The sequence below is a fragment of the Lelliottia sp. WB101 genome (assembly GCF_003051885.1).
Classification (GTDB): domain Bacteria; phylum Pseudomonadota; class Gammaproteobacteria; order Enterobacterales; family Enterobacteriaceae; genus Enterobacter; species Enterobacter nimipressuralis.
The window spans coordinates 884,049-898,133 of record NZ_CP028520.1; the positions used below are offsets into that span (position 1 = coordinate 884,049).

Here is a 14,085-nt window from a genome sequence, read left to right on the forward strand (position 1 = left end):
AAAGAGGAAGCATTATGAAATATTCATTTCCCGATAACTTTTGGTGGGGCAGCGCAAGCTCCGCGCTGCAAATCGAAGGGGAAAGCCTGGGCGGCGGCAAAGGAGTGACCACCTGGGATCACTGGTTCGCCAATGAGCCAAACCGTTTCCATCAGGGCGTGGGGCCGCAGGATACCTCAGCCTTTTACCAGAACTGGAAATCGGACATTCAGCTGCTGAAACAGCTGAACCATAACAGCTTTCGCACCTCAATAAGCTGGGCGCGCCTGATCCCCGACGGTGTCGGTGAAGTGAATCCGCAGGCGGTGGAATTCTACAATCAGGTGTTCGATGAACTGCTTGAGCAGGGCATTACGCCGTTCATCACCCTGTTCCACTTCGACATGCCGATGGCGATGCAGGAGATCGGCGGCTGGGAAAACCGTGACGTCGTGGCGGCATACGCCCGCTACGCGCAGATCTGCTTTGAGCTGTTCGGCGATCGCGTACTGCACTGGTTTACCTTTAACGAGCCGATTGTCCCAGTGGAAGGCGGTTATCTGTACGATTTCCACTATCCCAACGTGGTGGATTTCCGTCGCGCGGCGACCGTGGCGTACCACACGGTGCTGGCCCATGCGCAGGCGGTGCGCGCCTTCCGCGCCGGGCATCATGCGGGGGAGATCGGCATCGTGCTCAACCTGACGCCGTCCTATCCGCGCTCGCAGAATCCGCAGGATCTGAAAGCCGCGCATTATGCGGATCTGATGTTTAACCGCAGCTTCCTCGATCCGGTTCTGCGCGGGGAATATCCGGCGGATCTGGTGGCGCTGCTGAAAGCCTACGATCAGCTGCCTGCCTGTCAGCCCGAAGACAGCGCGCTAATTGCCGAAGGAACCATCGACCTGCTTGGCATTAACTATTATCAGCCGCGCCGCGTGAAGTGTCGCGACAGCGCGGTGAACCCTCAGGCGCCGTTTATGCCGGAGTGGTTCTTTGATAATTACGAGATGCCAGGGCGCAAAATGAACCCGTACCGCGGCTGGGAAATCTACGAGCCGGGTATTTACGATATTCTCGTTAATCTGCGTGAGAATTACGGCAACCCGCGCTGTTTTATCTCTGAAAACGGCATGGGCGTTGAAAACGAGCAGCGTTTTATTGAAAACGGTCAGATTAACGATCAATACCGTATCGACTTTATTTCCGAGCACCTTAAATGGGTTCACAAAGGGATTAGCGAAGGCGCAAATTGTCTTGGTTACCATATGTGGACATTTATTGATAACTGGTCATGGTGTAATGCGTATAAAAACCGCTACGGATTTATTCAGCTGGATTTAGCCACGCAGAAACGTACCATTAAGAAAAGCGGGGAGTGGTTCGCCGCCACCTCGTTAAATAATAGTTTTGATAAAGAGTAATGAATGATGATCGCATTAGAAGATGCCGTAATGGAAATTATCGTCAACGCCGGTCAGTCGCGTAGCCTGTGCTTTGAAGCCCTGCACGCGGCCCGGCAGGGCAACCTTGACGAAGCCAAAAGCCTGCTGCGCGAAGCCGATGGCTACGCGCGCCAGGCGCACCATATGCAGACCAAACTCATCGAACAGGACGCGGGCGAAGCCCGCCAGCCGATGACTTTAATTATGGTGCATGCCCAGGATCATTTAATGAATTCACTGTTGGCCCGTGAATTGTCCGAAGAGATTATCCATCTCTACCAGAGATAATAAAGGGAGATATCGTTACGCTAAATTAAACCCTCTGTACCTATAAAAATATAAATCAACTTTTTCTGATGATAGCGACATATTCTGTCAGATCGGAATGGGATGGTTATTGTCTGAATAAAATTTAAATTAATAGAGATGACAATGAATATCATAAAAAAACTTCCATTAACAATGGCGGTTATCGCCGCGCTTTGCCCAATTTCTGTGCTCGCACAAGAATTCACGCAGGAGCAAATTGACGCCATTGTCGCCAAAGCGGTGGATAAAGCCCTGACAGAACGTCAGGCAAAAATGGATGCGGCAGTCGCGAAAAAAGCGGACGTGGTGACGGAACCCCAAAGCGCCGCGCAGTCCCCGGATCTGGCGATTCCCTTTGGCATTAAATTTACCGGCTACGCCCGCTACGGCGCACACTTCCAGGCCGCCGATCAAAAATATGTGGCGGTCGATGGCTCGTATAACGGCGGCTCGGCGATTGGTCGTCTGGGTAACGAAGGCAACGGCGGTGAATTCCAGCTCTCTAAAGCGTTTAAAGGCGATAACGGCGCGATCTGGGACATCAACGTGATGATCGACCACTGGGGCGACGAAGTTAACCTGAAAAAAGCCTACGCGGGGGTGACCAACATTATGTCATCTAACCCGAACGCCTATTTCTGGGCCGGTCGAGACTTCCACCAGCGTCCACAGCAGGGCATCAACGACTACTTCTGGATGAACCACGATGGCCAGGGCGCCGGGGTGAAAAACTTCGACATCGGCGGCGTGCAGTTTGACGTGGCAACCGTCGCGGCGGTGGAGTCCTGTAATCCGGAAGTGGAAAATGACGGCTCTAACCCGTCGCGCATCTCCTGTACCGGCGGCTCCGGCACCGGCGATAAAGGCAACTACGCGGCCACCTCCAAAATTCACGGCATGAAAATCGGGCCGCTGGATCTGGAACTGTACGCCAACTACGGTTTCGACTCGAAAGCCATCGAGAGCGACGATCGTCTGAACGCCTGGCAGGGCGGCGTGGTGCTGAGCCACACCAACGACAGCGGCGTGAACAAAGTGATCGCCCGTTACTCGGATAACTCAGACAACAGCGTGTTCAATAAAACCGAAGATCTGACCACGGTTTACGCCAGCTTCGAAGGGCTGCATAAATTCACCCAGCAGACGCAGGTGGAGTACATCCTCGCCTTCCACGATTACGACAACAGCCGTGACAGCACCGACAATCGCAAAAACTACAACGCGATTGTGCGCCCAATGCACTGGTGGAACGACGTTCACTCCACCTGGCTGGAAGCGGGCTGGCAGCACGTTGACTACGATAACGGCGGTGATAACAAAGGCTGGAAGCTGACCCTGTCGCAGAACATGTCTATCGCCATGGGCCCCGAGTTCCGCCCGATGCTGCGCTTCTACGTGACCGGCGGCAAAGTGGATAATGAACGTACCGCTCGCGTGAACGGTACCGATGACCAGACGCTCGACGATTTCAACGTCGGCGCAATGTGGGAAGCCTGGTTCTAAGGTAAAAGCAAAACGGCAACGCCCGTTGCCGTTTTCGTGTTTCCCCTCTCCCGGTTTAGGAGAGGGCGGAGCGAGGGCATCAGACCGCACCACCCGGCATTGCTCCCATGATATGCTAGAAAAAAACGAGCATGCAGGGGAGAACATGGGTTCCACAAAAAGAGGGATGCTGAATGTCCTGATCGCCGCCGTGTTATGGGGCAGTTCAGGGGTTTGCGCGCAGTACATTATGGAGAAGAGTCAGATTTCCTCGCCTTATCTGACCATGATTCGTCTGCTGTTCACCGGCGTGATTTTACTGACGCTCTCTTTCGTCCACGGCGACAAGATTTTTTCAGTCATCAAACATCGCAAAGACGCCATCAGCCTGCTGATTTTCTCACTGGTTGGCGCGCTCACGGTCCAGCTCACGTTCCTGCTGACGATTGAAAAATCCAATGCCGCTACCGCGACTGTCCTGCAATTTCTCTCCCCGACCATTATCGTGGCGTGGTTCGCGCTGGCGCGGAAAAAACGGCCTGGGATATTTGTCCTCTCGGCAATTTTGACCTCCCTGATTGGCACGTTTTTACTGGTGACGCACGGCGATCCGACATCGCTGTCGATCTCCCCTGCGGCGCTGTTCTTTGGCATCGCCTCGGCCTTCGCCGCCGCGTTTTACACCACCTATCCCTCGACGCTTATCGCCCGCTACGGCACGCTGCCGATTGTCGGCTGGAGTATGTTGCTGGCAGGGCTGATGCTGACGCCGTTCTACGCCGGGCGTGGCACCACCTTCGTGATTGACGGCAGCCTGCTGCTGGCCTTTTTCTATCTGGTGGTGATCGGCACCGCACTGACCTTCAGCTTGTATCTGAAAGGCGCGCAGATGATTGGCGGGCCGAAAGCGAGCATTCTGAGCTGCGCCGAACCGCTGAGCAGCGCGTTGCTGTCGGTGCTGCTGTTAGGGGTGGCCTTTACGCTGCCGGACTGGCTGGGGACGTTGTTGATTGTGTCGTCGGTGGTACTGATTTCGATGGATTCACGCAGACGCGTTCAGGCTTCGGTGTAACCCGATATCCTCACCCGAAAGGGTGAGGATATGCCAGACTTACTGCGCCTTGACCTTCCCCGCCACCAGCAGTGCCGTCAGCAGCATCAGCGTGCCAGACAATACCAGCGGCGACAGCAGCCCCAGATTATCCAGCGCATAGCCGCCAATCGCCGCGCCGCAGGTGTTCGCCAGCTGAATCACCGCCACCTGAATCGACCCGGCTTTTTCCGCCTGATCGGCAAGGGAACGGGTGATCCACGTTGACCAGCCCACCGGCACCAGCGCAAAAGCAAAGCCCCAGATAATCGCAATGGCCGACGCCACCCACTTGTCACTTCCCCACAAAATCAGCACCACCGCGCTGACCGCCAGCACCAGCGGCGCACCTGCCAGGGCGAATTTAAGGGAGCGCTTCAGGAACTGCGCCGACAGGGATGTGCCGACAAAACTCGCAATACCAAAACTCAGCAGCACCAGCGTCAGGCCATCCACATCAAAACCGGCCATGGTCATAAATACCGGGCGGATATAGGTGAAAAAGGCAAACTGCCCGGCGAACGCCATAAAGATGGCGGTCATCCCCGCCAGCACACCGGGGCGTTTCAGCAGGCTGAACATATTCTGCTTGTGATGCGCCGCTTCGCCCGGCAGGGACGGCAGCGCCTTCCACACCCAGAAAATGCACAGAATGCCCATGATCGCCGCGCCGTTAAAGACGTTACGCCAGCCGATAATGCCGCCCAAAAAACTGCCCAGCGGTGCAGCGATCACCAGCGCAATCGAGACGGCGCCGAAGATCACCGAGAGCGCTTTCGGCACTTTGCGTGCGGGCACCAGACGCATGGTCAGCGAGGCCGACATTGCCCAGAATCCGCCCAGCCCCAGCCCCAGACAGGCGCGGCCCAGCAGCAGCAGGGTAAAGTTATCGGCAAAGGAGACCAGCACGCAGGAGAGCGTGAGCAGAACCGCAAACAGAATCACCACCTTGCGGCGGTCGATGGTGCCGATTATCTGGGTGATAAACAGGCTGGAGAACATGGCGACAAACGCCGTGACGGTGACGGACTGGCCCGCCACCCCTTCGGAAATCCCCAGATCCTGCGCCATCGGCGTCAGCAGGCTGACCGGCAGAAACTCCACGGTAATCAGGCAGGCGACGCAAAACGCCACGGAGAAAACCGCCGACCAGTTTGGTCGCAGGACCTCACCGGTATGGGCTGTGGGCGTGGAGTGGATCTGTTCTGTCATGGCGTCACCTGAGGATAAAACTGCGGGAAAGTCGCGCAGTTTATCATCAAAACTGTGACGGATTTAACGTTTTGACAACTTTTGTTGAAATCTGATCTACACCGACAGATAGCCAGCATGGGGCTCAGTGCAGGAAAAAAACGCCCTCTTCAGGCAGGAACAGGCGGTTGTAGCGCAGCTGAAAAGCGTTGAACTCCTGCGGATCGGGGTCTATTTCGCGCATAAATCCCAGCGCCAGGCGGATCTGCGCGTCGGTAATCGGCGCGGCAAGACGCGCTTTTCGCAGTAGTCGATGCCAGGTATGCAGATTCTCTTCGCTGCCGTCGACGATGCAAACCTGCCAGATCAGCAGCACCTGCGCGGCATTTTGCAGATGGGCTTCGTCCGGGCGCTCCAGATAGCGGATAAACTCACTGCCTGCGGTTTTACCGCACTGGTCAATCATCGACTCCAGCGGAACGGGCGTAATCCCTAAGCGTTCGCTCAGTCGTTTGATCGCCCGACGCGAATCAGACGTCAGAATGCGAAACCCGACAACAAACACCACAACCAGGGTGGCCAGCATTATCCAGACCATGCGTTCTCCTTAATAATAGCCGCTCATGATATCGGGAAACGCGCCGTTGTCGACAGCGTAAAACATGCTGAAAGGGATCGGAAAAAACAGGGGCGGGAATGAAAAAAGCCCGGCACGTAGCCGGGCAAAAAAGTTACCTGCACAATCACTCAAGCCATTAGGCCGCTTTCAGTCGTTGAATGCGTTTTTCGCGGCGAATTTTGCGTTCTTCCATCACGGCGACCATCGCCATCAGGCAGATACAGGCGATAGCTGCGGCGTCCAGCGCGGCGAAGGTGCCCGCCCAGCCGGTCAGGCCGAAGATCGGCGTGCCGTCGGCGATCATCCCGAGACCCAGTTTGGCGAAGCTGTCACCGATCAGATAGGCGAAGGTGCCTTTGATACCATCGGCAGCGCCGATCGCTTTTTTCGGCACAAATCCGACGGCCGCGACGCCAATCAGCAGCTGCGGGCCAAACACCAGGAAACCGAGCGCAAACAGGGAGGCGAGATAGACGTACTGGTTGCTGGCGTGCTGATACACCCCCAGCGTAGCGATAATCAATGCCAGCGCAACGCAGGCCACCAGCGCCCGACGACCGTTTGCCAGATCCGACAGCCAGCCCCACAGCAGCGTTCCCACCAGCGCGCCCACTTCAAACAGGGTAAAGCCCTGAATCGCCACCTCTTTGGAGAGTTTCAGCTCCTGGAAGGCGTATACGGTAGACCACTGGTCGATGCCGATGCGCACCACGTACAGGAAGATGTTGGAGAAGCAGAGCAGCCAGATGACTTTGTTTTTCAGCACATACTCAACGAAGATCTGCCATTTGGTCATCGACTCGTCTTCAGCGTCTTTGTCTTCTTCACTCAGCTCTTCGCCAAACAGCTCTTCCGCTTTGCCCAGACCGTAGGATTCCGGGGAGTCGCTGCCGTAGCGCAGGCCGATAAAGCCAACAATCAGCGCGATAATGGACGGGAAGATGAACATGCCGATCACATGGCCGTCGAACAGGACATTTGCCCCGAACAATGCCACGCCTGCCGCACCCGCCCCGCCGAGGTTATGGGAGATGTTCCACATACCAAGATAAGTGCCGCGCTTGCGACGTGGCGTCCATTTGGTGATGGTGGAATAGCTGCACGACCCGCCGGTGCTCTGGAAGAAACCGCTCAGGGCGTAGAAGGCGATCATCATAAACAGGCTGACGGAGCCTGCGCCCATGCTGGCGCTAAAGCCGAGCATACAGATGGCGGAGAGGATCAGCATAAACGGCAGGAACTGCTTGGTATTTTTACCGTCGGCGTAGTACGAAACCAGGGTTTTCCCCACCCCGTAGGTGATGGAGAAACCGAGGCCGATCATCCCCAGCTGCGTCATGCTCAGCCCGTAGGTGGAGATCATGTCGTTCTGGGCGATGTTGAAGTTTTTGCGGATCAGGTACATGGTCAGGTAGCCGATGAACACCACCAGATAGGACTGCATGAACGGCTTGAACCACATTTTGCGCCGCATCTCGAGCGGCAGATCCAGGGTCGGCTTGCGCACCTGGTTTAGAAAGGCCAGCATCAAAAACTCCTGATATGAATACCTGCGAATGGCAGGCATTGTAAAAATCAGCAGTCGCATTGGCCTGAGACAGCGTCCAGGCGAAACCGGGAAAATTTCCTAGTTTTGCCCCACTCGGGGCAAAAAGGTGAGGCGCATCACGCTTCGTTGACCTCACGCGGGGCCTGAGCGTTCAAAAACGGCAACAGCAGCAGGGCGGAAATCCCCGCCGCGATAGCGATCACCGCGAAAAAGCCGCTCCAGTGCCAGATATCGATGACCCGCGCCAATGGCCAGCCGGACAGGGACGCGCCAAGATAGGCAAACAGGCCGACAAAACCGGTCGCCGCCCCCGCCGCCTCTTTGTGCGAGCACTCCGCTGCCGCCATGCCGATCAACATTTGCGGGCCGAAAACGAAGAATCCGGTGGTGAAGAAGCACGCCGCCTGCATCACGTAGCTGGCAAAAGGCATCAGCCACAGCGAGCCAACGGAGAGCAAAATCCCGGCGGCGAAAATCAGATTCATCGGGCCACGGTTGCCGTTAAACAGTTTGTCCGAGCCCCAGCCCGCCACCAGCGCGCCGATAAATCCGCCCAGCTCAAACATGGTCACCGCCGAGTTGGCGGTCACCAGATCGACGCCGAGTGTCTCGGACATATACAGATTTCCCCAGTCGTTGATCGCCGCACGCACCACGTACACCAGCACATAGCACAGGGACAGCAGCCAGATATAGGGGTTCAGCAGCACATATTTGGTGAGGATCTCTTTGCGCGTCAGCCCCGCGCCTTCCTGCTGCTGGGCGATCTCCATCTCATCGTGCCGCCAGTCGCCCACCGGCGGCAGGCCGACGGTTTGCGGGCGGTCGCGCAGACGCCAGCAGAGAAACAGCCCGGCGAAAATGGCCAGGGTTCCGGCGATCATCATCCCGGCGCGCCAGCCGTAGTGCAGCGCCGCCGCGCCCACCACGATGGGGATCAGCGCCCCGCCGACGTTATGGGCTGTGTTCCAGATTGCCCACCAGCCGCCGCGCTCGTTGCGGGAGAACCAGGCGGTGAGCAGACGCGCGCAGACGGGTGCGCCCCAGCCCTGGAAAAAAGCGTTCAGCGCCCACAGCAGGGCGAAGGCCCACAGGGAGGTGGAGAAACCAAACAGGATATTGACCACTCCGGTTGCGATAAGCCCCATCCCCATAAAGTAACGGGCGTTAGAGCGGTCGCTGACGATGCCGGAGAAGAATTTCGACAGACCGTAGGTGATGTAAAACAGCGTCGCCAGCAGGCCGATGTCCGTGCGCGTCATCACGCCGCTGGCGAGGATTTCGGGCGCAGCGGCGTTAAAACTTTTGCGGGTGAAATAGAACAGCGCATAGCCCAGCCAGATGGTGGTCAGAATATGACGTCGCCAGTAGCGGTAACGCGCATCTCTTTCGCGTTTATCGCCAATGGGTGCGGCATTCGCCGGCGTTTTCAGAAAGGTAAACATGGTCGGTCCTTACGTATAACGCAGCGGCAAATTCACGCTGACGCGCGTGCCGTGGGTACAGGAGATCGTCAACGTTCCGCCGAGCGCCGTGACGCGCTCGCGCATTCCGGCCAGGCCAAACCCCTGCTGCCCGGAGCCAGGCGGCAGACCGCAGCCGTCGTCTTCGAGAACCAGCATCAGGCGCTCGTCCTGCTGCCAGCCCTGGAGCGTCACCGCGCTGGCACTGGCGTGTTTGACGATATTGTTCAGCCCCTCCTGACAGACGCGGAACAGGGTGACGCGCTGGCTTTCGCTCAGGAGTGTCTCGTCGATAGCCCAGTCGAGATGGCTGACGATCCCGCGATCTTCCAGCTCCATCTCACGCATCAGGGAACGCACCGCCTGCTCAAGGGATAAATCATCTAACTGGCGTGGACGCAGGCGCCCCAGCAGACGTCGCACGGAATCGTACACCCCGAGAGAGAGCTGCTCGATGTGCGCGCCGCCCTGCCGGACGCCGGGATTTTCCGGGGCCAGCCGCTGAACGATGCCCGCCTGAGTGCGGATGGCCGTGATGGTCTGGCCGATATCATCGTGCAGTTCGCGCGCCACTTCCTGCCGCACATTTTCTTCGGTTTCCAGTAACCGCTCCGCCAGGCGTCGATTGCGGGCCAGCTCGTTTTGCAGCGACTGGTTCAGCTCGCGCAGACGCTGTATACCCGCGCCCAGCAGCAGTCCGGTCAGGCTTTGCGCCAGCAGCGAGAGGAGTAAATCAACGGGATGATCGTGCCACGTCTGGCTGGCAATCAGCGCGATGGCGTTCATCAGGGTAGCGATCAGCGCCCCCTGCCAGCCGTAATGCCAGGCCAGCGCGATAATCGGCAGCGCCAGACAAAACGGCGTAAAGCGGGAGAGTTCCGCAGGCAGACCCAGCTGCAGCCACAGGCTGACCACAAACAGCAGCAGATACCAGATAAGGTGCCGCGCGCGCCAGTTTACCGGCTGGGAGACCAGCGCCGGGCCGAGCGGCTGCCAGACAGTGCTGGTGAGATAATGCCAGATGACGAGGCACGTGGGTGCAAGCGTCAGGCCGCCGGTCAGCGTCAGCAGGAGCGCCGTCAGGGTGTCGGGTTTGCCGATCCACGGCAGGGATTGCAGCAGCGCAGCGGCAATCAGCGCCGCGCCTTGACGCAGCAGCGTGCGCCAGTCGCGCTGATGGCGGTAGCGGGAAATCAACGCCACCGGCAGCAGTGTCAGTACGCCCCCGATCATCAATAAGGGGAGATGCACCAGTGCAACTTCCTGCGCCAGCCAGACCAGCATGATCCACTCGGCCCCCAGCAAAACCGGCCAGTAGCCGCGCGGACATTGCAGCATCAGCCCCAGACGCAGGCCAAACGGGAACAGCAGCACCGCCAGCTCCGGGCGCTCGACCAGATGCAGGCTGATACTCCACAGACAAAACCAGGCGGCGGAGAAGATAAAAAAGCTGGCGACAACGGAGACCAGCCGCGAGAAGTACGGGCTCATTGCCAGCCGTCAAACATGCGGCGGGCCAGCTCGACATCGTTACTGACGCCGAGTTTTTCCATCAGATTGGCGCGATGGACGTGAACGGTTTTGGGCGACAGGCCCAGCTCGACGGCGATCTCTTTCACCGCCATCCCCTGGGCGAGCTTTTCCGCCACCTGACGCTCGCGTTTTGTCAGCGGGTCCTGGCGTCCGGCGGCCAGTTTAATGGCGATATCCGGCGTAAGATAACATCCGCCCGTTGCGACGGTGCGCACGGCGGAAATGAGTTCGTCGGGGCTACAACGTTTGGAGAGAAACCCGCGTGCACCGGCGTTGAGCGCCTGTTCTACTAGCGCCGGGCTGTCGTGAACAGAGAGCATAATGGTCGCCATTCCTTTTGGCAGCTGGCTGAGCAGCTCAAGCCCGGAGAGATCCGGCATCGAGATATCGCAAATGCAGACCTGCACGCCACGCCCCGGTAATCCGGCCAGCGCCTCGCGGCCTGAACCGAATTCAGCCACGACCTGAAAATCTGCCTCCAGGCTCAGCAACTGGGCAAAACCGGAGCGGACGATAAGGTGATCGTCGATAAGGGCAATGGTGGTCATGTGGCATTCCTGGCGGATAAAAAACGCGCTTACCTTAACGATAAGCGCGTTGCCGTTCAAGCCTTGAGCGATTTACTCAAAAAACACCGCAATTTTATTAAACATGGTCGGATCGGACTGGTTGCGGACCACTTGGGTGACATCTTCCAGTTTGTCGATTTGGGCAATCATCTGCTCGAGGCGCTGATCGTCGTTCACGAGGAGCCAGATGCGGCTATGATCGCTGCCCTGAATTGGCAGGCAAAGAATGCCTTCCACGTTAAATGCGCGGCGCGCGAACAGGCCGCAGACGTGGGTCATGACGCCAGGGTGGTTGCGGACGGTGAGTTCGAGAATGACGTTATCATATTGTTTTTGCATGGCTTATTCTCCCACCATCTCAGTATTCGCCGCACCTGGCGGGACCATTGGATACACTTTTTGTTCTGGATCGATGCGCACGTGAATCAGCGCCGGGCCAGGGCGGGAAATCGCCTCCTGCAGGGCGGCTTGCGCGTCCTCGGCGGCGTTCAGATCGCAGGTGTGCAGGCCAAAACCGGCCGCAATCTGCATAAAGTTGATCATCCCCGGATAGGTCGCCGCAAACACGCCCTGCTTGTAGAACAGGCTCTGCTGCTGATGCACCAGTCCCAGCGCTTCGTTGTTCATCAGAATGATTTTCACATCCAGCTGGTTTTCAGCCGCCGTCGCCATCTCCTGAATGTTCATCATCAGGCTGCCGTCACCGGAGAAGCAAATCACCTTCCGATCCGGATTCGCCAGCGCAGCACCCACGGCGGCTGGCAGGCCAAAGCCCATGGTGCCTAAGCCGCCGGATGTCAGCCACTGACGCGGACGGTTCAGCGGGTAAGCCTGGGCGGTCCACATCTGATGCTGGCCGACGTCGGTGGTGATAATAGCGCTGTCGTCCACGCAGGAGGCGACGGCGTTAATCAGACCGTAGTGGCTCAGCGGGTCGCCTTCGGTCGGGATGGCGCTCGGGAACTCCTGCTGCAGCTGGGCAACCAAATCGCACCACTCGGCGTTGTCGGTGGCGTGGGTTTGGGGGATTAACTGGGCCAGCACCTCGCCCACATCGCCCTGAATCGCCACATGCGGCTGCTTGATTTTGCCAAGCTCAGCGCGATCGATATCCACGTGAATGATTTTCGCGTTCGGGCAGAACTGCTCAGTTTTACCAATCGCCCGGTCATCAAAACGTGCGCCGAGAACGATCAGTAAATCAGACTCTTGCAAAATAAAGTTGGTGCTGCGCGCGCCGTGCATCCCCAGCATGCCCAGCGACAGCGGGTGTGCTTTCGGCAGCATTCCCAGGGCCATTAAGGTCATGGTGGTCGGCAGATTGGCTTTTTCGGCAAATTCACGCACCTGTTCTGCGGCGTTGATCGCCCCGCCGCCCAGATAGAGCACTGGCCGCTTCGCAGCGTTGATCATCGCGGCGGCGTCCTGCACGCTCTGGGCGCTGAATTCCGGTGCGGGGGCACGGCCACCCGGTTCCGGGAAGGTTTCGATGTCGATTTCAGCGGTTTGTACGTCCTTAGGAATGTCTATCCACACCGGGCCTGGCCGGCCGGATTGCGCAATGCGGAACGCATCGCTGATCACCTGAGGTAACTCGGCGATGTCGCGAACTAAATAGTTATGCTTGGTGATGGGGATAGAAATACCGTAGGTGTCGACTTCCTGAAACGCGTCGGTGCCGATCATCGACGAAGGGACCTGGCCGGTAATACAGATCAGCGGAATGGAGTCGAGGCGCGCGTCGGCAATCGCTGTGACCAGGTTGGTGGCACCCGGCCCGCTACAGGCCATACAGACCGCAGGTTTGCCCTGCGTACGCGCCATGCCCTGCGCGATGAAGCCTGCGCCCTGCTCGTGGCGCGCCAGAACGTGGCGGATTTGCGTGCTTTGACTTAACGCGTCATAGAGCGGCAGGACCGTACCGCCCGGGATCCCCGAAACGATGCTGATACCCTGACGTTCCAGTAAGTGAACGATTAATTGCGCGCCCGTAAAACGCGTCTTGCCTGATGTTGTGCCCGAACTTGCCATGCTCCAGTCCTTTTGTTCTGAGCCGACTTTCCGGGAGGTTTAAACTAAAAACCCCGCCGGTTTGCGCCGGCGGGGTTTTGGATTCGTGTGTTGATCCAGTCCCTACGGCGCATTGCCGACGACCACCACCACACGTACGACGACCACTGCGGCAGGTTGCGCAGTTTTTAGTAGGGTCGACGCCATCATGGAAGTTGTCATTGAGGACCTGTGTTTAGAATCATTGATAGAATTTATACAAACACAGGATTCGGTGCCTGACAATGGAAATATTTTCATCCACCCAAATTTGCGTCAGGGATCACGTTTCGTTTGTAAGAGAAATAAAAACAAAAAACCCCGCCGGAGCGAGGTTTTTTTTCAGGGTTTGCGGTTGGTTTCCGCGAACACACTGTGTTACGTCAACGCAAGAAGTATACGCGATCGGCCACGAACGCGCAATTTTAGCTCTCTTTTTTGACGAATATGAGTATGGATCAGCCTACCGAATTTGTCGATAAAATACTGTTCATGCATCCAGTGTTTATCTATACTGAGTTTGTTCGCAGTGCGTATTGGGGGCCGCAAGCAGTACACCGGCGCAAAGAAGTCCTGGCTGAAACGGGTGGTGCCGTCAGTGCCTTAACCCCCAAATGAGCACACTGTGTTACGTCAACAAAGGTGCTGGCAACAGGCGGCGGAGAGGTACGCCAGCATCGTGCTCCTTCTGCCAGAAGGAGGCGCGTATGGGCGTCGTGGATATGGTTATTCTTATCCTGAGACTCATTGTTGCGGTACTGCAACTGCTTGACGCTGTCCTGAAATACCTCCGGTGATTCAGGGTCA

At 57.5% G+C, this 14,085-nt stretch carries 14 protein-coding genes; 5 read left to right on the forward strand and 9 right to left on the reverse strand.

Translation table 11 applies throughout. The features are described 5' to 3' along the window. Window positions 1–14: 14 nt before the first annotated feature. The 4 genes from DAI21_RS04155 (at window position 15) to DAI21_RS04170 (ending at window position 4,287) form a co-directional block, all read left to right on the forward strand. Window positions 15–1,403 (forward strand): glycoside hydrolase family 1 protein, encoded by a 1,389-nt coding sequence (locus DAI21_RS04155; protein ID WP_107702568.1) that lies wholly within the window; start codon window positions 15–17, stop codon window positions 1,401–1,403. 6 nt (window positions 1,404–1,409) lie between these two features. Next, on the forward strand, window positions 1,410–1,712 hold the full coding sequence (locus tag DAI21_RS04160) for a PTS lactose/cellobiose transporter subunit IIA (protein ID WP_142503674.1): 303 nt from the start codon (window positions 1,410–1,412) through the stop codon (window positions 1,710–1,712). 144 nt (window positions 1,713–1,856) lie between these two features. Then, the gene (locus DAI21_RS04165; RefSeq protein WP_100778246.1) at window positions 1,857–3,236 is read left to right on the forward strand and encodes a carbohydrate porin; all 1,380 of its coding nucleotides are present in this window, start codon (window positions 1,857–1,859) and stop codon (window positions 3,234–3,236) included. Between the two features lie 145 nt (window positions 3,237–3,381). Further along, window positions 3,382–4,287, forward strand: a complete 906-nt coding sequence (locus DAI21_RS04170; protein WP_100778247.1) for an EamA family transporter — start codon at window positions 3,382–3,384, stop codon at window positions 4,285–4,287. 39 nt (window positions 4,288–4,326) lie between these two features. Here the strand turns inward: DAI21_RS04170 and nepI are convergent, their stop codons facing one another. The 9 genes from nepI to ivbL form a co-directional block, all read right to left on the reverse strand. Continuing rightward, a complete protein-coding gene (gene nepI, locus DAI21_RS04175) occupies window positions 4,327–5,517 on the reverse strand; it encodes a purine ribonucleoside efflux pump NepI (RefSeq protein WP_100778248.1) in 1,191 nt (396 codons plus the stop codon). A gap of 124 nt (window positions 5,518–5,641) precedes the next feature. Next, complete coding sequence (locus DAI21_RS04180; protein ID WP_107702569.1) at window positions 5,642–6,094, reverse strand: DUF1198 domain-containing protein; 453 nt, start codon at window positions 6,092–6,094, stop codon at window positions 5,642–5,644. A 157-nt stretch (window positions 6,095–6,251) separates the two neighbouring features. Continuing rightward, on the reverse strand, window positions 6,252–7,643 hold the full coding sequence (gene uhpT / locus DAI21_RS04185; protein ID WP_100778250.1) for a hexose-6-phosphate:phosphate antiporter: 1,392 nt from the start codon (window positions 7,641–7,643) through the stop codon (window positions 6,252–6,254). 137 nt (window positions 7,644–7,780) lie between these two features. Continuing rightward, the gene (locus DAI21_RS04190) at window positions 7,781–9,109 is read right to left on the reverse strand and encodes an MFS transporter (RefSeq protein ID WP_102105108.1); all 1,329 of its coding nucleotides are present in this window, start codon (window positions 9,107–9,109) and stop codon (window positions 7,781–7,783) included. 9 nt (window positions 9,110–9,118) lie between these two features. Further along, window positions 9,119–10,618 carry a signal transduction histidine-protein kinase/phosphatase UhpB gene (gene uhpB, locus DAI21_RS04195; RefSeq protein ID WP_107702570.1) on the reverse strand — a complete coding sequence of 500 codons (1,500 nt, stop codon included), beginning with the start codon at window positions 10,616–10,618 and terminating at the stop codon, window positions 9,119–9,121. Further along, window positions 10,615–11,208 (reverse strand): transcriptional regulator UhpA, encoded by a 594-nt coding sequence (gene uhpA / locus DAI21_RS04200; protein WP_095280027.1) that lies wholly within the window; start codon window positions 11,206–11,208, stop codon window positions 10,615–10,617. Before uhpA ends, uhpB begins: the two co-directional genes overlap by 4 nt. A 72-nt stretch (window positions 11,209–11,280) precedes the next feature. Beyond that, window positions 11,281–11,568, reverse strand: coding sequence for an acetolactate synthase small subunit (gene ilvN / locus DAI21_RS04205; protein WP_100778253.1), 288 nt, complete (start codon window positions 11,566–11,568; stop codon window positions 11,281–11,283). Window positions 11,569–11,571: 3 nt separating this feature from the next. Next, window positions 11,572–13,260, reverse strand: coding sequence for an acetolactate synthase large subunit (gene ilvB, locus DAI21_RS04210; protein WP_100778254.1), 1,689 nt, complete (start codon window positions 13,258–13,260; stop codon window positions 11,572–11,574). Window positions 13,261–13,362: 102 nt separating this feature from the next. Beyond that, a complete protein-coding gene (gene ivbL, locus DAI21_RS04215) occupies window positions 13,363–13,461 on the reverse strand; it encodes an ilvB operon leader peptide IvbL (RefSeq protein ID WP_100778255.1) in 99 nt (32 codons plus the stop codon). Window positions 13,462–13,985: 524 nt separating this feature from the next. On the opposite strand from ivbL, the gene tisB reads away from it, so the two are divergent. Beyond that, window positions 13,986–14,075 carry a type I toxin-antitoxin system toxin TisB gene (tisB, locus tag DAI21_RS04220; RefSeq protein ID WP_100778256.1) on the forward strand — a complete coding sequence of 30 codons (90 nt, stop codon included), beginning with the start codon at window positions 13,986–13,988 and terminating at the stop codon, window positions 14,073–14,075. Window positions 14,076–14,085 lie beyond the last annotated feature (10 nt).